16 protein-coding genes and 1 pseudogene are annotated in these 18043 nt (G+C 59.0%); 10 read left to right on the top strand and 7 right to left on the bottom strand.

The features are described from left to right. Window positions 1–2: 2 nt before the first annotated feature. Window positions 3–884, top strand: coding sequence for a ParB/RepB/Spo0J family partition protein (locus FTO60_RS16050; protein WP_148056900.1), 882 nt, complete (start codon window positions 3–5; stop codon window positions 882–884). Here the strand turns inward: FTO60_RS16050 and hemW are convergent. From hemW to rph, 3 genes are read right to left on the bottom strand one after another with little or no spacing between them, the layout of a single operon-like run. Beyond that, entirely contained in the window at window positions 881–2023 is a 1143-nt protein-coding gene (hemW, locus tag FTO60_RS16045) for a radical SAM family heme chaperone HemW (RefSeq protein WP_254696833.1), read from the bottom strand. The two genes, FTO60_RS16050 and hemW, sit on opposite strands and share 4 nt — an antisense overlap. After that, window positions 2016–2627: an RdgB/HAM1 family non-canonical purine NTP pyrophosphatase gene (gene rdgB, locus FTO60_RS16040; RefSeq protein ID WP_148056898.1), complete on the bottom strand. Its 612-nt coding sequence runs from the start codon at window positions 2625–2627 to the stop codon at window positions 2016–2018. The genes hemW and rdgB overlap by 8 nt, the downstream gene beginning before the upstream one ends. Beyond that, window positions 2624–3331, bottom strand: a complete 708-nt coding sequence (gene rph, locus FTO60_RS16035) for a ribonuclease PH (RefSeq protein WP_148056897.1) — start codon at window positions 3329–3331, stop codon at window positions 2624–2626. The genes rdgB and rph overlap by 4 nt, the downstream gene beginning before the upstream one ends. A gap of 121 nt (window positions 3332–3452) precedes the next feature. Between rph and hrcA the strand changes: the two genes are divergently transcribed. Both hrcA and FTO60_RS16025 read left to right on the top strand, forming a co-directional pair. After that, window positions 3453–4517 (top strand): heat-inducible transcriptional repressor HrcA, encoded by a 1065-nt coding sequence (gene hrcA, locus FTO60_RS16030; RefSeq protein WP_148056896.1) that lies wholly within the window; start codon window positions 3453–3455, stop codon window positions 4515–4517. 13 nt (window positions 4518–4530) lie between these two features. Beyond that, window positions 4531–5112 carry a nucleotide exchange factor GrpE gene (locus FTO60_RS16025; protein WP_148056895.1) on the top strand — a complete coding sequence of 194 codons (582 nt, stop codon included), beginning with the start codon at window positions 4531–4533 and terminating at the stop codon, window positions 5110–5112. A 6-nt stretch (window positions 5113–5118) separates the two neighbouring features. On the opposite strand, the gene mutS is transcribed toward FTO60_RS16025, so the two are convergent. Beyond that, window positions 5119–7755 carry a DNA mismatch repair protein MutS gene (gene mutS, locus FTO60_RS16020; RefSeq protein ID WP_148056894.1) on the bottom strand — a complete coding sequence of 879 codons (2637 nt, stop codon included), beginning with the start codon at window positions 7753–7755 and terminating at the stop codon, window positions 5119–5121. A 123-nt stretch (window positions 7756–7878) separates the two neighbouring features. Between mutS and FTO60_RS16015 the strand changes: the two genes are divergently transcribed. Next, a complete protein-coding gene (locus FTO60_RS16015) occupies window positions 7879–10134 on the top strand; it encodes an NADP-dependent malic enzyme (RefSeq protein ID WP_148056893.1) in 2256 nt (751 codons plus the stop codon). 1 nt (window position 10135) lies between these two features. After that, window positions 10136–11002 (top strand): ribokinase, encoded by an 867-nt coding sequence (locus FTO60_RS16010; RefSeq protein WP_148056892.1) that lies wholly within the window; start codon window positions 10136–10138, stop codon window positions 11000–11002. Here FTO60_RS16010 and msrA read toward each other — a convergent pair. Next, on the bottom strand, window positions 10999–11661 hold the full coding sequence (gene msrA / locus FTO60_RS16005) for a peptide-methionine (S)-S-oxide reductase MsrA (RefSeq protein WP_148056891.1): 663 nt from the start codon (window positions 11659–11661) through the stop codon (window positions 10999–11001). The two genes, FTO60_RS16010 and msrA, sit on opposite strands and share 4 nt — an antisense overlap. A 137-nt stretch (window positions 11662–11798) precedes the next feature. On the opposite strand from msrA, the gene FTO60_RS16000 reads away from it, so the two are divergent. Both FTO60_RS16000 and FTO60_RS15995 read left to right on the top strand, forming a co-directional pair. Next, window positions 11799–12710: a D-amino acid aminotransferase gene (locus FTO60_RS16000; RefSeq protein ID WP_148056890.1), complete on the top strand. Its 912-nt coding sequence runs from the start codon at window positions 11799–11801 to the stop codon at window positions 12708–12710. A gap of 43 nt (window positions 12711–12753) precedes the next feature. Then, window positions 12754–13452 carry an HAD family hydrolase gene (locus FTO60_RS15995; protein ID WP_148056889.1) on the top strand — a complete coding sequence of 233 codons (699 nt, stop codon included), beginning with the start codon at window positions 12754–12756 and terminating at the stop codon, window positions 13450–13452. Here FTO60_RS15995 and FTO60_RS15990 read toward each other — a convergent pair. Together FTO60_RS15990 and FTO60_RS15985 are read right to left on the bottom strand one after the other, a co-directional pair. Then, on the bottom strand, window positions 13449–14669 hold the full coding sequence (locus FTO60_RS15990) for an argininosuccinate synthase (protein WP_148056888.1): 1221 nt from the start codon (window positions 14667–14669) through the stop codon (window positions 13449–13451). The two genes, FTO60_RS15995 and FTO60_RS15990, sit on opposite strands and share 4 nt — an antisense overlap. 51 nt (window positions 14670–14720) lie before the next feature. Further along, window positions 14721–15178 (bottom strand): annotated as a pseudogene (locus tag FTO60_RS15985) (NUDIX domain-containing protein). 72 nt (window positions 15179–15250) lie between these two features. On the opposite strand from FTO60_RS15985, the gene FTO60_RS15980 reads away from it, so the two are divergent. The 3 genes from FTO60_RS15980 to FTO60_RS15970 are packed head-to-tail and all read left to right on the top strand — an operon-like array spanning window position 15251 to window position 17989. Next, window positions 15251–16252 carry an Hsp33 family molecular chaperone HslO gene (locus tag FTO60_RS15980; protein WP_148056887.1) on the top strand — a complete coding sequence of 334 codons (1002 nt, stop codon included), beginning with the start codon at window positions 15251–15253 and terminating at the stop codon, window positions 16250–16252. After that, window positions 16233–16841 (top strand): CoA pyrophosphatase, encoded by a 609-nt coding sequence (locus tag FTO60_RS15975; protein ID WP_148056886.1) that lies wholly within the window; start codon window positions 16233–16235, stop codon window positions 16839–16841. Before FTO60_RS15980 ends, FTO60_RS15975 begins: the two co-directional genes overlap by 20 nt. Continuing rightward, window positions 16838–17989 (top strand): CCA tRNA nucleotidyltransferase, encoded by a 1152-nt coding sequence (locus FTO60_RS15970; protein WP_148056885.1) that lies wholly within the window; start codon window positions 16838–16840, stop codon window positions 17987–17989. The genes FTO60_RS15975 and FTO60_RS15970 overlap by 4 nt, the downstream gene beginning before the upstream one ends. The last annotated feature ends 54 nt before the right edge of the window (window positions 17990–18043 follow it).

Here is an 18043-nt window from a genome sequence, read left to right as displayed (position 1 = left end):
CAATGGCAAAGAAGAATAACCGAGGTCTGGGTCGCGGCCTTTCCGCGCTGATGTCCGACGTTGCCCAAGCCGATGAAGCGAGCCAAGCCGACCGCCCGCGGCGTCCCGATCTTCTAGTGCCCATCGAATCGGTCGAACCCAACCCGGATCAGCCAAGGCGGAGCTTTGATGAAGAAAGCCTGAATGACCTGACCGCATCAGTGCGTGAAAAGGGAATTATTCAGCCGCTGATCGTGCGTCGGAAGCCAGGCGACGGCACGACATATGAAATTGTCGCGGGTGAACGTCGCTGGCGTGCCGCGCAACGTGCCCAGTTGCATGAAATCCCTGTTCTTGTTCGCGAATTTACCGATACCGAAGTGCTGGAAGTCGCGATCATCGAGAACATTCAACGCTCTGATCTGAACGCCATCGACGAGGCTGCGGGTTATCGTCAGCTTATGGATCGCTTTGGCCATACCCAAGACAAGCTCGGTATCGCGCTTGGCAAAAGCCGTAGCCATATCGCCAACCTTATGCGCCTTTTGACCCTGCCCGAGCCGGTTCAATCGCTTGTCGCGGACGGTCGCCTGAGTGCTGGCCACGCCCGTGCCCTTGTCGGCCAGGATAATCCGCTGGAGCTTGCCCAGAAAATTGTGCGCGAGGGTCTCTCTGTGCGCGATACGGAAAAGCTGGTCCGCAAGGGCATTGCAAAACCGAAACCAGCCACAAAACCCCGCACCAAGGACGCCGATACTGTCCAAATCGAGCGGGAGCTGTCGGCCGCATTGGGGATGGGTGTTCAGATTGACCCAAGTAACGATGGTGAAAGCGGCAAGCTGACGTTGAACTATCGGAACCTTGAACAGCTTGACGACCTGCTGCGCGCATTGTCGGGCGGCTAATCGTCCAAAAGGCAGCGCAGCACACCATTCAGAACGGGGCGGCCAAGCGGTGTCACCCTGAGGGTGCGCCCATCGAATGTCACAAACCCCGAATCGCGTAAACCATTGATTTTATTTTGAAAAACGTCATGTGGGGGCAACAAGACACCATCAAGGTCAACTCCTTCGGACAGCCGCAACCCCATCAGTAGCCGTTCGGCCCATTGATCCTTGGTCGACAAAGGCGAGCGCAGGCTTTCGCCCGACCCTGTTGTTTCAACGTCTTCAAGCCAGCGACCCGGCGCAAGTGACGTTTCGGTCGCGTATTTGACGCTATCAATTGTCAAGCGCCCATGTGCCCCCGGCCCAACCCCGGCATAGTCCTGATAGCGCCAATAGGTTAGGTTGTGCGCGCTTTCATAGCCATCTTTGGCATGGTTAGAGACTTCATAGGCCCGTAGACCAGCCTTTTCGCAAACCTCCTGCGTGACCTCGTAAAGGTCCGCAGCAAGATCTTCGTCAGGCAGCCCGCGCAATTTGCCAATAGCATACCGGTCTCCAAAGGCTGTGCCGTCTTCGATCGTCAGTTGGTAGAGCGACAGATGGTCCAGCCCCAGGGCAAGCGCGCGTTCAAGTTCCGCCTGCCAGTCGGCGACACCCTGCCCTTGTCGCGCATAGATCAGATCAAAACTGACCCGATCAAAAATGCCGCGCGCCGTTTCAAATGCGGCCAGGCCTTCGTCCACCGTATGCAGCCGCCCCAACGCCCGCAGGTCCGCATCATTCATCGCCTGAATACCCATCGAGATGCGGTTGACGCCTGCCTGCCGATAGCCATGAAACCGCCCGGCTTCAATCGAGGTCGGGTTGGCTTCCAAGGTAACTTCGATCGAATTGGAAAGCGGCCACATTGCCCGCACGGCCGCCATGATTCCGTCAACCGTTTCAGGGTCCATCAGGCTGGGTGTGCCACCACCAAAGAACACGCTGGTGAGCGTGCGACCCTTCGTGAGTGCGCCAACGCGGGCAATTTCAGCGACGTAAGCAGCAAGCCAACGTTTCTGATCAATATGGCGCGCAACATGCGAGTTGAAATCGCAGTAGGGGCACTTGGCCTGACAAAACGGCCAATGAATATATAGGCCAAACGCCTCAGGCAAAGCAGCCAGCGATCAGCTTTTTGAACGCATCGGCGCGATGGCTGATCTCGTTCTTTTTCCAGCGATCCATTTCGCCAAAGGTCGTGTCAAATCCATCGGGTTGAAAGATCGGATCATACCCGTGCCCTTGATCGCCGCGCATCGGCCAAACGATCCGGCCCGGCATCACGCCAGCGAAAACCTCATCATGACCATCGGGCCAAGCCAATACCAAGGTGCAACAGAACCGCGCGGTGCGGGGCTGGGGCGCGTTTGCGGCCTCCAGCTTGTCCCAGGTCACACGCATCGCATGTTCAAAATCGCGCCCCTGGGGTGTTTCGGCCCAGTCTGCCGTGTAAACACCTGGCGCACCGTTCAGTGCGTCGATTTCGATCCCGCTATCGTCGGCCAGCGCGGGCAAACCCGTGGCCTTGGCCGCCGCATGCGCCTTGATCCGTGCGTTTCCGACAAAGGTCGCTTCGGTTTCTTCCGGTTCTGGCAGTCCGTGATCGGCATTTGATGTCAGTGTCACTTGATAGGGCGCCAGCAGCGCGGCAATTTCATCGCGTTTCCCCACATTGTGGGTCGCAATGACCAGCTCTGCACCCTCAAACCGCCGTGTCATGCGGTGGCGGCCTTTTGCATGGCAACCAATTCGCCCACGCCCTTCTCCGCCAGATCAAGCAGCGATTCCATCTGCGCGCGGGAATAGGTTGCGCCCTCGGCCGACATCTGCACTTCGATCAATTGCGATCCGGTCATTACGAAATTTCCATCAACGCCGGCTTCGCTGTCTTCCGGGTAATCCAGATCAAGCACCGCCTGCCCCGCAAAAATCCCGCAACTGATCGCCGCAACGGGATCAATCAACGGATCGCTTATTACATCACCCGCTTTCATCAACTTGTTCACCGCCAGTTTCAGCGCAACCCAACCGCCGGTAATTGAGGCGCAGCGCGTTCCCCCGTCGGCCTGAATCACATCGCAATCCACAACAATCTGCCGCTCGCCCAGCGCGACACGGTCAACGCCGGCCCGCAAGGACCGTCCGATCAGCCGTTGGATTTCCTGTGTGCGTCCCGACTGTCCGTTCTTGGCCTCGCGCCGCATACGCGTATGGGTGGCCCGTGGCAGCATCCCGTATTCCGCAGTGACCCAACCAAGGCCGGAATTTTTCAGAAACGGCGGCACCCGTTCATCAATCGTCGCGGTGCAAAGTACATGTGTGTCACCGCACCTGATCAAACAGGATCCCTCGGCATGGCGTGTTACGTCGGTTTCAATGGAAACGGTCCGCATTTCATCTGTCTGACGTCCAGAGGGGCGCATTGGAAAATCCCTTTTGTTGATTTCGCCACGGGGATACGCGCCGCGCGCCACAAAGCCAAGACCGATTGACCCCATGCGATCAGCTGTTCTACGTTGACCGGCGCTCATAAAGTCAAAGGCCATGCCAGAAACCGGACCCATCTTTCAGGATATGAACGACCGCTCGCGCGAGGTGTTTCGCCGGGTCGTCGAAGGGTATCTGGAAACCGGTGCCCCCGTTGGGTCGCGCACCCTGACCCGCACTATGACCGAAAGCGTCAGCGCCGCAACGATCCGCAATGTGATGCAGGACCTCGAACATCTTGGCCTGCTCGGGTCGCCGCATGTCAGCGCCGGGCGTATTCCCACGCAAACCGGTCTGCGCATGTTTGTTGATGGCTTGCTCGAAGTTGGCGATCTTGATCAAGACGACCGCGCCAAGATTGATGAAAGTCGCGGGGCGAACGATACAGATGTCAGCGCGCTGCTTGATCGCGTTGGGTCGGCTCTATCCGGTGTCACGCGCGGCGCGAGCCTCGTGCTTACGCCAAAACACGAAGCGGCGATCAAACATATCGAGTTTGTCTCGCTTGCGTCTGATCGCGCTTTGGCGGTTCTTGTCTTTGCCGATGGTCACGTGGAAAATCGCGTCTTCACGCCCTCGCCCGGGCAAACACCCGCCTCGATGCGCGAGGCTGCGAATTTCCTGAATGCGCTGGCCGAAGGGCGCACGCTATCGGAACTCAGTACGCTGATGCGGCGCGAAATCACCAACCGCCGGCGCGAAATCGATACACTCGCCCGCACGATGGTCGAAGAGGGGCTGGCCGTCTGGACCGACCAGGGCGAATCAACCGAGCGGCTGATCGTGCGTGGACGCGGCAATCTGATTGGCGAACAGGCAGACGAGGCCGATCTTGAGCGTATCCGCTCCTTGTTTGATGACCTCGAGCGTAAGCGCGATATCGCCGATTTCCTTGATCTGACCGAAGAAGGCGACGGTGTGCGCATCTTTATTGGCTCCGAGAACAAACTTTTTTCACTTTCGGGTTCCTCTCTGGTGGTCTCTCCATATATGAACGCGGATCGTAAGATCATCGGCGCCGTTGGCGTCATTGGGCCGACCCGTCTGAATTATGGGCGGATCGTGCCGATTGTGGATTATACCGCGCAGTTGGTCGGGAAAATGATCGCTGACCGCGGCTAAGGAAAAGAAGACGATGGCAGAGCGTAAGACAGACGAAGAAATCGCCCGCGAAATGGTCGCGGAAAACGATCCCATGCTGGCCCAGGAGCCCGAAATCGAAGACGAGATCGACTCCATCGAGTCGGTCGATGCGGTTGCAGAGCTCAAGCGCGAGCGTGATGAGATGCGCGACCGTTTCATGCGTGCGCTGGCCGATGCTGAAAACACCCGCAAACGCGCCGAACGCGACCGGCGAGAGGCTGAAAATTATGGCGGATCCAAGCTCGCCCGGGATATGTTGCCTGTTTACGACAGCTTGGAACGCGCTTTGATGATGGCGACTGAAGACGGTAAGGACGGCGACAAGGCCCTGCTGGAAGGGGTCGAACTGACCATGCGCGAATTGCGCAACGTCTTCAAAAAACACGGCGTCGAGGTGATCCGCCCCGAAATTGGTGAACGCTTTGATCCGCAGTTGCACGAAGCCATGTTCGAGGCACCCCTGCCCGGCACCAAAGCGGGCGACATCATTCAGGTGTCGGCAAGCGGTTTCATGTTGCACGATCGCTTGCTACGGCCCGCGCAGGTTGGCGTTTCCTCGACACCCGCCAGCTAGTTCCTGCTACTTGCCCATATCCTTGAGGCGATAAAGCGTTTCAAGCGCTTCAAGCGGGGTCATCTGATCGGGATGAATCGTCTCTAATGCCGCCTCAATCGCGCTTTCCTCGGTCCTTTGTCGGGGCGGCGCAGCCGGCGTCGCTGAGAAGAGCGGCAGATCATCAATCAGGGCTTTTTGCGTGCTGCCGCCCTCACGCTCGCCTTTTTCAAGCGCTTCAAGAACGACTTTCGCGCGCGCGACAACGGCTGGCGGCAATCCGGCAAGGCGCGCGACCTGAACACCATAGCTGCGGTCCGCCGTGCCGCGCTTTACCTCGTGCAGGAACACCACATCGCCCTCCCACTCCTTGACCGTGACAGTTGCGTTCTCAACGCCGTCCAGCTTGGCCGAAAGGGCTGCCATTTCGTGATAATGCGTGGCGAATAATGCGCGACAGCCGTTCACATCATGGAGGTGTTCAAGCGTGGCCCAGGCAATCGACAACCCGTCATAAGTGGCCGTGCCGCGCCCGATTTCGTCCAGGATCACCAGCGCCCGATTGTCCGCCTGGTTCAGGATCGCGGCGGTCTCGACCATTTCCACCATGAAGGTTGATCGGCCCCGCGCCAGATCGTCTGACGCGCCGACCCGGCTGAACAACTGGCTGACCACGCCAATGGTGGCAGTGCGCGCGGGAACGTAGCTGCCGGCCTGCGCTAGCACAGCAATTAGCGCATTCTGCCGCAGAAAAGTTGACTTACCGGCCATGTTGGGGCCGGTCAGCAGCCAGATGGGCGCATCGGTCAGGCCGCAGTCATTGGCGACAAACGGCGTGCCCTCCTTCTGCAGCGCGCGTTCGACGACCGGGTGGCGGCCGCCTGTCACGGCAAAGGCGCGACTGTCCTCCATCGCTGGGCGACACCAGTCCTGCGCGCGCGCCAGATCCGCCAAAGCCGTGGTAAAATCGAATTCCGACAAGGCCCGGGCAAGGCCCGACACCGGCCCCGCTTGCGCCATTACAGCCTCAGTTAAGGTGGAATAGAGGCTTTTTTCGATCTCAAGCGCCCGTCCGCCCGCGTTTAGGATCTTGGTTTCCAGCTCGCTTAGCTCAAGCGTGGTGAACCGCACTTGATTGGCTGTGGTTTGGCGATGGATAAATGTTTCGTTCTGTGGCGGGGCCAGCATTTTCTCGGCATGGGTCGCGGTGGTTTCAATGAAATAGCCCAGCACATTGTTGTGCTTGATTTTCAAGGCATTAATGCCGGTCGTTGCCACGTATTGCGCCTGAAGCGATGCGATCACCGATCGCCCTTCGTCGCGCAGTTTGCGGGCCTCATCCAGATCAGCGTCAAAGCCGGCGGCAATGAAGCCGCCTTCACGCGCCAAGAGTGGCGGTTCCGCCACCAAAGCCGCATCCAAAAGCGTGTGCAGCGCATCGTGACCGGTCAGATCAGCCCGCGCCTCTGCCAGAACATCAGGCAAATCGACACCGGATACCATGCTGAATAGGGCCTCGCCTTCGGCCAGCGAATTGCGGATCGCCGCAAGGTCGCGTGGCCCACCCCGCCCCAATGCCAGACGTGAAAACGCGCGATCCACGTCATGGACGCCGCGCAGCACCTCGCGAATGTCACCCATCAAACGCGTGTCATCCAGCATCGCCGCGATTGCATCATGGCGCGCGCCGATCACGGCCAGATCGCTGGACGGCGAAGACAGCCGCCGCTCTAGCACCCGTGCGCCGCCTGCCGTCACCGTGCGATCAATCACCGACAACAGCGATCCCGATCGCCCGCCTGCCAAGGCATGGGTCAACTCAAGCGAGCGCCGCGTCGGGGCGTCGATCTGCATGGTTTTGGTCTGCCCTTCCTGCACTGGCGGGCGCAGCAACGGCAGATTCCCCTTTTGCGTGATATCAAGGTATTCGATCAGGCCCGCCAGCGCCGAAATCTCGGCCCGCGCGAACGATCCGAAGGCATCAAGCGAGGCGACACCATATAGCGCCAGCAGCCGCTTTTCGCCGCCTGTGCTGTCAAATGCCGCATTGCCTAAACACGTCAGCGCAGCACCTGAATCAGACACTGTTTCACCGTAACTTGCGCCTTCCGCCTCGGTCATCAAGACTTCGCGCGGGGCTAACCGTGCCAGCTCAGGCCCAAGGCGAACAGGGGCGCAGGGCATCACGCGGACCTCGCCGGTGGAAATATCGGCCCAAGCCAGCGCCGCGTCGTCCCGCACTTGTGCAAACGCGGCAAGAAAGTTGTGCTTGCGGGCATCAAGCAGGGAATCTTCGGTTAGGGTGCCGGGTGTTACCAACCGCACCACTTCGCGCCGCACCACGGATTTCGATCCACGCTTTTTTGCTTCGGCGGGGTCTTCCATCTGCTCGCAGACGCCAACGCGAAACCCTTTGCGGATCAGTGTCAGCAGATACCCTTCGGCGCTATGCACCGGCACGCCGCACATCGGAATATCCTCGCCCTGATGCTTGCCGCGTTTGGTCAGCGCGATATCCAACGCTTCGGATGCGGCAACCGCATCGTCAAAGAACATCTCGTAGAAATCGCCCATGCGATAAAACAGCAGCGCATCAGGATGCCCCGCCTTGATTTCAAGAAACTGGGCCATCATTGGCGTTACGGTATGCTGCGCGGTGTTCATTCAGCCCCCCAAGGTATCACCGCGACCCTACAGGCCCCGTGTTAGCGACAAAAGTCGAAAACGAAGCCGTTGCGGCCCCCTGCCCCGACCCGTTAGAACAGCGTGACGTCGAGGGAGAGAGAAATGTCAAAATCACGAGTCACGCGCGAGGACGCTTTGGCGTTTCACCTTGAGCCGACACCCGGCAAATTCGAGATTCAGGCAACGGTCCCGATGACAACGCAGCGCGATCTGTCGCTGGCCTATTCCCCCGGTGTCGCCGTCCCCTGCGAGGAAATCGCCAGCAATCCCGAACTCGCCTATGACTACACAAACAAGGGCAATCTGGTCGCCGTGATTTCCAACGGCACCGCCGTTCTGGGCCTTGGCAATATTGGCGCGCTGGGCAGCAAGCCTGTCATGGAAGGCAAAGCGGTGCTGTTCAAACGTTTCGCCGATGTGAACTCGATCGACATCGAACTGGACACCGAAGACCCGGATGCGTTTTGCAACGCCGTGCGTTTGATGGGGCCAACCTTTGGCGGCATCAACCTCGAGGACATCAAGGCGCCTGAATGTTTCATCATCGAACAACGCCTCAAAGAGGAAATGGACATTCCCGTTTTTCACGATGATCAGCACGGAACAGCCGTGATCTGTGCCGCCGGATTGCTGAATGCGCTGCACCTGTCGGGCAAGAAAATCGAAGATGTGCGCATCGTTGTAAACGGCGCGGGTGCAGCCGGGATTGCGTGTATCGAGCTGATCAAATCAATGGGTGCCCGGCACGACAACTGCATTTTGTGCGACACCAAGGGCGCGATCTATCAGGGCCGCACCGAAGGGATGAACCAGTGGAAATCTGCCCATGCCGCCAAGACCGATGCGCGCACGCTTGAGGATGCGATGATCGGCGCAGACGTGTTTCTTGGTGTCTCCGTCAAGGGCGCCGTGACACCGGAAATGGTGCTCAGCATGGCTGACAATCCGGTTATCTTTGCGATGGCCAACCCCGATCCTGAAATCACGCCCGAAGATGCCCATGCCGTGCGCGTTGATGCCATCGTCGCCACAGGGCGCAGCGACTATCCCAACCAGGTCAACAACGTTCTTGGCTTTCCCTATCTGTTTCGCGGCGCGCTTGATATTCATGCCCGCGGCATCAACGATGAGATGAAGATCGCCTGCGCTCAGGCGCTGGCCGACCTCGCGCGCGAGGATGTCCCCGACGAGGTGGCGATAGCCTATGGGCGCAAGCTGACGTTCGGGCGGGACTATATCATTCCGACGCCGTTCGATCCGAGGTTGATCCACCGTATCCCCACGGCGGTGGCGCGTGCGGGGATGGAAACGGGCGTGGCACGGCGGCCGATCGTCGATATGGACGGCTACGAGGCCTCGCTGAAATCCCGCATGGACCCAACCGCCTCGATCCTGCGCGGCATTCACGCCCGCGCCAAGGCAGCGCAATCGACTGTGGTCTTTGCCGAAGGCGATGATCCACGTGTGTTGCGCGCTGCCGTGTTGTATCAGCGTTCGGGTCTTGGCCGCGCCCTTGTGGTGGGGCGCGAATCGGACGTGAAAGCCAAACTCGAAGCCGAAGGGCTGGGCGATGCGGTGCGCGAATTGCGCGTGGTGAACGCTGCCAATACCGACCACCTCGATACCTATAAAACCTTCCTTTACGAACGCTTGCAGCGCAAAGGCCAAGACCGTCAGGATATCCACCGGCTTGCGTCGCGCGACCGGCATGTGTTTGCGGCGCTGATGCTGGCGCACGGCCACGCCGATGGCATGGTGACGGGAGCCACCCGAAAATCGGCGCATGTCCTGGAATTGATCAACCACGTGTTCGACGCCCAACCCAAAGACGGCGCTGCCGGCATTTCCGCAATCCTGCACAAGGGCAGGATCGTGCTTTTGGGCGATACGCTGGTGCATGAATGGCCCGATGAACACGATCTGGCAGATATCGCCGAACGCGGTGCCGCCGTCGCCCGCGATCTTGGGCTTGAACCGCGTGTGGCTTTTGTCAGCTTTTCCACCTTCGGCTATCCCGTGTCCGAGCGGGCCGAGAAAATGCACCAGGCACCCGTCGTGCTCGACCAGCGCGGTGTCGATTTCGAATACGAAGGCGAGATGGCCGTCGATGTCGCCCTGAACCCGCGTGCGCAAGAAGCCTATCCGTTCTCGCGTCTGACCGGCCCCGCCAACGTATTGGTCGTGCCTGCGCGGCACTCTTCCTCGATCTCGGTCAAGCTGATGCAGGAAATGGGCGGGGCAACCGTGATCGGCCCGATCCTGAGCGGCATCAACAAACCGATTCAGATTTGTTCAACGGGATCGACGGTGAATGACATCCTGAACATGGCCGTGATCGCAGCCTGCAAGGTCGGTTAGCATGGCCATCTGGAACCTTGGGTCGATCAACGTCGATATCGTTTACGCAGTCCCGCATATTCCTGCACCCGGAGAAACGCTCGCTTCAACAGGGCGCGAGGTGTTTCTAGGCGGGAAAGGCGCGAATATGTCTGTGGCTGCTGCGCGCGCTGCCGCCCGCGTGAATCATATTGGCGCGGTGGGCGCTGACGGGGGCTGGACGGTTGAACGGTTGCTGGAATATGGTGTTGATACGCGGCATATTATCGAAGTTGATCACGACACCGCGCAGGCAATCATCATGGTCGATGCGCATGGTGAGAACGCGATCATTCTTCATCCGGGCGCAAACCACGAAATCCCGCTCGCAACTTTGGAGGGCGCGCTGAGCGAGGCTGAAACTGGCGACTGGCTGGTGTTTCAAAATGAAACCAACCTGCAAAAAGTCGCCGCGCAAATTGGCCGCAAGATGGGCCTCAGGGTTGCCTATGCGGCGGCGCCGTTTTCGGCCCAGGCGGTGCAGCGTGTCCTCGAATATCTCGACTTTCTGATTCTGAACAAGGTTGAAGCCGAACAGCTGCGCGCTGCAACGGGCAAAGCCCCGCAAGATCTGGGCGTTGCAGATGTGATCATCACGCTTGGGGCGGATGGCGCCAAATGGTTCGGTGCAAAGGGTGAAGTTGATGTCCCCGCCATATCGGTAAAACCGGTCGATACAACAGGCGCTGGCGACACGTTCACCGGCTATGTCCTTGCCGGTCTTGATCGCGGACTTCCGATGGAGCAAGCCCTCGCGCTCGCCGCCAAGGCCGGTGCGCTTATGGTCACGCGCCGTGGCACAGCGGATGTTATTCCCGACCTGTCCGAAGTTCAGGCGTTTCAGGCCTAGTTGGCAAAGGGCGCGGCACTGCCCCAAAGCTGGCGAACGCGAGCATCGCGCCCACAGCCATTACGATAGAATGTGTAGGCATCGGCGCGGGTCTTGATGCCCGCGCGCGTCACGATCCTGTCGGTCCCGCGGTAATAATCCTGATGGTAGGCTTCAGCGGGATAAAATGTTGCGGCGGCCAGAATAGGCGTCACAATCCGCTGACCAAGATCGCGCTGCGCCCGTGCAATCGCAGCCTGTGCGGCCTGCTGTTCCGCTTGATTAGAGACGAAAATCGCCGTGCGATAGCTGTCACCTCGATCACAGAACTGCCCGCCCGCATCCGTCGGATCGATGGATCGCAAGAAGGCATGCAGCAACTGTTCGTAAGACACGCGATCCGCATCATAGGTGATTTCCACGACTTCGTAATGACCTGTTTCGCCGCGCGTGACCTGGCGGTAGGTCGGGTTCACTGTGGTGCCGCCCGCAAACCCGGATACCACTGAAATCACCCCACCAACTTTCTCGAAATCCGCTTCAACGCACCAGAAACAGCCGCCGGCCAGCACGGTCTTTTGAATATCGCGCGCCTCGGCTGGCGATGAATGAAGGGCAAACCCCAGCACAATTGCAATCGACAGGATGACAGTTTTGATATTTCGTGAACGGCGGGTCATGACGATCTCCTCTTTTGATTACCCTGCGGGACGGGCCATGCATCGACAACTCACCGCAGCGTGAGTTCACGGGCGTTTTACCCATTGGAACATTTGCCGCCCCGTCTTAGCCTGCGAAAAATGACCGGAGTCACCCCATGCAAGACAGCGTCACCACCCATCAGGCCGAAGATGACCTGCGCAACCAGTCTATCCTCATTTATGTCGACGGGCAGCTCAAGCCGCGCGCCGAGGCAACGGTCAGCGTTTATGACAGCGGCTTTATGCTGGGCGATGGTGTTTGGGAAGGTCTGCGGCTTTACGATGGAACATGGGCCTTTCTGGATGAACACATCGACCGGCTGTTCGCGGCCGCAAAGGCGATTGACCTTGATATCGGGATGAACCGAAAAGGCGTGATTTCAGCCTTGTTGGAGACACAAAAAGCCAATGACATGACAACGGATGTGCATGCGCGCTTGATGATCACGCGCGGGGTCAAGGTGCTGCCGTTCCAGCATCCGTCCTTGTCGCGGTCCGGTCCGACATTCGTGATCATCATGGAACATTCGCGGCCGAAACTGCCCCGCCCGATCCGTCTTGCCACTGTGCCGCATCTGCGCGGATTGCCGATGACGCAAGATCCGAAATTGAACAGCCATTCAAAGCTCAACTGCATCCTTGCCTGCATCGCCGCCGAAAAGGCAGGGGCCGACGAGGCGCTGATGCTTGATATCAACGGTTTCGTGAATACGACCAACGCCTGTAACTTTTTCATCGTTCGCAAGGGGGCCGTTTGGACCAGCACCGGCGATTATTGCATGAACGGGATCACCCGCCAAAAGGTCATCGACCTGTGTCGCGCCAACGAAATTGCGGTGTTCGAACGTAACTTTTCCCTCGTTGATACCTATGGCGCGGACGAGGCGTTTTTGACCGGCACATTCGGGGCGCAAACGCCTGTCAGCGAAATTGACGGTCGCCAGATCGGTAGCGGTGACATGGGGCCCGTCACACAGCGGTTGCGCGATCTTTACAAAGGGCTGATCGCCGATCAGATCACCCGATGACACCCATATCATTTCCATACGCTTTCCATACGGATTCCATATCATGAAAATTGCCATGTGGTCGGGGCCGCGCAACCTCTCGACGGCGATGATGTATGCCTTTGGCAACCGCCCCGATTTTGCGGTCTGGGACGAACCGTTTTATGCCGCCTACCTGCTGCACACGGGTGCCGACCACCCCATGCGGGACGAGATTATGGCTGCCCATGAGGCCGACCCGGCGATGGTTTCTGCCATCTGTGCCGGTTCGATCCCTGATGACAAACCGAACTTCTACATGAAGCATATGGGTCTGCATATGCTGGACGGTTTCCCGATGGATTGGGCGCAGGGCTGCATTAATATCCACCTGATCCGCCATCCCGCCCGCGTGGTTGCCAGCTATGGCGCAAAACGTGATGAGGTAACGCTGGACGACATCGGCTTCCGTCAGCAGGTCGAGGTGTTCGATCAGGTTGGCGGCGTTGTCATTGACAGCCACGACATCCGTGACGATCCCGCCGGGATGCTGGAAAAACTCTGCGCGATCATTGATTTACCCTTTGATCCCGCAATGCTGTCCTGGCCCGCCGGGGGGCACAAATCCGACGGCATCTGGGCGCGCCACTGGTACGGCGCCGTGCATCGCAGCACGGGGTTCGCAGGTGCGGAAGGGCCATTGCCGGACCTTTCAGGACGTGACGCCGACCTGGTCCGCGCGGCACTTCCGTTCTATGAAAAGCTCGCGGCGCGCAAGATTTAGCGCTTTAGCCGACGATCCCGCGCAGCAAGCAGTTTCAGGCGCAAGGCGTTCAACTGGATAAACCCGGCCGCGTCCTTTTGATCGTAGGCCCCGGCGTCATCTTCAAATGTCACATGTGCTTCGGAATAAAGCGAATGATCCGACCAGCGGGCGACGCAGGTGGCGGCCCCCTTATACAGCTTCAACCGCACGGTTCCGGTCACGTGTTCCTGCGATTTATCGATCGCGGCCTGCAACATCAGACGTTCGGGCGAAAACCAGAAACCGTTGTAAATCAGCTCGGCGTAGCGCGGCATCAGGCTGTCCTTGAGGTGGCCAGCGCCGCTGTCCAGCGTGATCTGTTCGATCCCGCGATGCGCCTCAAGCAGGACGGTGCCGCCGGGCGTTTCGTAAATACCGCGCGACTTCATTCCGACAAAGCGGTTCTCGACAAAATCAAGCCGTCCAATGCCGTGTTTGCCGCCCAGCTCGTTCAGTTTGGTGAGGATCGTCGCAGGCGACAATGTTTCACCATCGATTGACACCGCATCGCCCTTTTCAAACCCGACCTCGATGAATTCCGGGGTATCTGGCGCATCTTCGGGCGCGACGGTGCGCTGATAGACGTAATCAGGCGCGACCTCGGCGGGGTCTTCCAGAACCTTGCCCTCGGACGATGTGTGCAGCAGGTTCGCATCAACGCTGAACGGCGCTTCGCCGCGTTTGTCCTTGGCAATCGGAATTTGGTTTTTCTCCGCAAAATCAATCAGCTTGGTGCGGCTGGACAGATCCCATTCGCGCCACGGCGCGATCACTTTGATGTCGGGGTTCAGCGCATAACAGGCGAGCTCGAACCGCACCTGATCGTTGCCTTTGCCAGTTGCGCCGTGGGCGACGGCATCCGCGCCTTCAGCTTCCGCAATTTCGACCAGGCGCTTGGAAATCAGCGGGCGCGCGATAGAGGTGCCAAGCAGATACAGGCCTTCGTAGATCGCATTGGCGCGAAACATCGGAAAAACGAAGTCGCGCACGAATTCTTCGCGCAGGTCTTCGATGTGGATCGACGCAGCACCCATCATTTCCGCCTTCTTGCGGGCAGGCTCAAGTTCTTCGCCCTGTCCCAGGTCGGCGGTAAAGGTCACCACCTCGCAGCCATATTCCGTCTGCAGCCATTTGAGGATGATCGAGGTATCAAGACCACCGGAATAGGCGAGGACAACTTTTTTGGGTGCGGACATGGGTCAGTCTCCATCATGCGTGTTGCGCGCGGCAATATCGGGTTATCTGCGTCAGGGCAAGCGAGGCCGCAGGACGCCAAAGAGGCTTGCGACAAAATCCGCATCGCCCGGGTTTCCGAGTGTTTCGAATGCCGCATCGGGAGTGAGCCATAATGCTGTGTGCCCATCCTCTCGCGGGGGCCATGCGGGCGTATGGGGCGCGCTGTGTAGATATGGCACAGCTTTTCCGCCCACATGTCATATTCGGGCATATAGACAAAACGGCGAAACGCCCCCAAGCGGCGTGGCGTGGCGATATGCCAGCCGGTTTCCTCGAATACTTCGCGGTGCAGGGCGCGCAAGGTGCTTTCGCCTGGGTCAACTCCACCGCCGGGCAGCTGCACTTCGACGCGCGGATGGGTTTGCAGTGTCACCAGCAGCTTGCCGTCACGCGGCAGCACCGCATAAGCACCCGCGCGATGAATATAGCGTTGCCTTGATACCACGGGTTCCCCGTATCGCCTGATCATAACCCCTTGGACCTTTGCTTGCCGCACCTATATGGACGCGGTATGCCAATCTCCGACCTCTAAGGAAACCCCATGACCCTCGGCTCTCAAATCGCCTGGGACGATACTGTCCTGCCTTTTCAGCTTGATGCTTCGGACATCCGCGGGCGCGTTGCCCGCCTTGACGGTGTTCTGGATCAGGTCCTGAGCCAGCACGACTATCCCCCGTCGATCGAGGCGCTGGTGGCCGAAATGTCGCTTTTGACGGCGCTGATCGGTCAGTCGATCAAGCTACGCTGGAAGCTGTCGCTGCAGGTTCGCGGCGAAGGTGCTGCGCGCATTATCGCGACCGATTACTATGCGCCAAAGGCAGACGGCGAACCAGCGCAGATCCGCGCCTACGCAAGCTATGATGCAGAACGGTTGGATCACAGTGCCGACCCATTCAGCCAGATCGGCAAGGGTTACTTTGCCGTGCTGATCGACCAAGGGCCAGACATGACCCCCTATCAGGGGATCACGCCGATTGCTGGCGGGTCACTTTCGGCCTGTGCAGAGACCTATTTTGCCCAATCCGAACAACTCCCGACACGGTTCTCCCTCACGTTTGGACGTTCGCGAATGGCGGGCCAGAACGAAAGCTGGCGCGCGGGTGGCGTGATGTTGCAGCATATGCCCAAGGCATCGCCATTTGTCGCAAGCGACGGCGCGTCAGGCGATCAGGGGTTGCTTGATGCGGCGGATATTCTTGACTCGGACGAGGGCGAAAACTGGTCACGCGCCAATTTGCTTTTGGATACGGTCGACGCACTCGAGCTGATCGGCCCAACCGTTCAACCCACAGAGCTTCTGGTGCGTCTGTTCCATGAGGAAGGTCCGCGCGTGTTCGACCCGCAGCCGGTACAGTTTGGCTGTTCGTGCTCTGATGAAAAAGTGCGCCAAAGCCTGTCGATCTATTCCGCCAAGGATATCGGCCATATGACGACCGACGAAGGGATCGTCACCGCCGATTGCCAGTTTTGCGGTGCACATTACGAATTTGAACCCGACACCCTTGGGTTCGAGGCCAAGCGCAATGCAAGTGACGCGTCCTGATCTGATCCAAACCATTGGTGCGGCCCTGTCGTCGAGCGGGGCCGCTACATCTGATTTCGATCTCAACCCTGATATCAAATTGCCTGTGGGCCGGGTTTTGCGACCCGCTGCTGTCCTGATCCCCATTACGTTGACATCGGGCCGCGCCGAGGTGCTGCTGACGATGCGATCTTCGCAGTTACGTCACCATCCCGGCCAAATCGCTTTTCCCGGCGGCAAACAGGACGCAGGCGATGCAACGCTGGTTGACGCGGCGCTGCGCGAATCTGCCGAGGAAATCGGTCTGCCGCACGGAATCGCCGATATCTTGGGTGAATTGCCACCACACGAGACAGTGACGGGCTTCAAAGTGACACCTTTCGTGGGTTGGATAACTGAGGATTTCGATACGATTGCCGAGGCAGGCGAAGTCAGCGAGGTGTTCCGCGTCCCGCTGGATCATCTAGCCGACCCAGCGAACTACCGCATTGAATCGCGGATATGGCAGGGGCGACGGAGGCATTTCTTTGTTGTTCCCTTTGGTCCCTATTACATTTGGGGGGCAACCGCGCGGATGCTGCGCTCTCTGGCAGATCGGATGGCCCAATGACCCGAATTACTGCTGATTGGCTGAACAGCGATGCTGCCCGCACAGTTTGCGGGGTGCTGACGGATGCGGGGTATCAAGCGTGGTATGTTGGCGGCTGTGTGCGCAACGCGCTTTTGGGCGCGCCGGTTGCGGATCTGGATCTGTCCACCGATGCCTTGCCCGAAGATGTGATGCGCCTTGCAGGTGCCGCCGGATTGCGTGCCATTCCAACTGGAATTGCGCATGGAACAGTCACTATTGTTGCGGGAAATACCCCTTTTGAGGTCACGACCTTCCGCAAGGATATCGACACGGACGGGCGGCGCGCCACGGTGGCCTTTGCCGATAACATCACCGATGACGCGCATCGTCGCGATTTTACGATGAACGCACTCTATGCTGATCCTGACGGTGTCGTTGCTGATCCGTTGGGCGGTCTGGTTGATCTGAAAGCGCGCCACGTCCGATTCATCGATGATCCCGAGGCGCGGATCAAAGAGGATTATCTGCGTATTCTGCGGTTTTTCCGATTTCACGCGTGGTATGGCGACCCCAATGGCGGGCTGGATGCCGACGGATTGGCTGCATGTGCCGCCAATGGCGATGGTCTTGGCCAACTGTCGCGCGAACGTGTCGGAAGCGAGATTCGAAAACTGCTTGGTGCCCCTGATCCCGCGCCCGCTGTTGCCGCGATGGAAACCGCCGGTGTGCTGATGCGTGTGTTGCCAGGGGCGAACGCGGCATCGCTGGCCGTTCTTGTGCATATCGAAGGGCAGGTAGGTCTTGCACCCGATCCTATCCGTCGTCTGGCCCTGATTGGCGGCGAAGACGTTGCAATGCGGTTGCGTCTGTCAAAGCGTGAAGCTGCCGATCTAGCGGTGTTGCGTGACGGGCTTGGGAATGGATTGCCTGCCGAGGTGCTGGGCTATCGGCATGGCGGGCAGGCGCTTGACGTTCTGGCGCTGCGCGCCGCGATGGGTGGTCTGGAACTGGACCCAAATCTGGTCGCTCACGCCAGATTTGGTGCGGAACAGGTCTTGCCCGTCTCAGCCCGCGATTTCATGCCTGACTTGCAAGGCGCCGCGTTGGGCAAAGCGGTAAAAGATGCCGAGGAGCGCTGGATCGCCTCGGGCTTCACGCTGACTCGCGACACATTGCTTGGTAGATAGCTGCGGGTTTTGCTTGGGGTAGATTGGGGCTATATCCCGATGATAACCCTGAAC

The sequence above is a fragment of the Octadecabacter sp. SW4 genome (assembly GCF_008065155.1).
Classification (GTDB): domain Bacteria; phylum Pseudomonadota; class Alphaproteobacteria; order Rhodobacterales; family Rhodobacteraceae; genus SW4.
The sequence above is the reverse complement of the archived record's forward strand: the minus strand, read 5'-3'. Positions and strand labels throughout refer to the sequence as shown.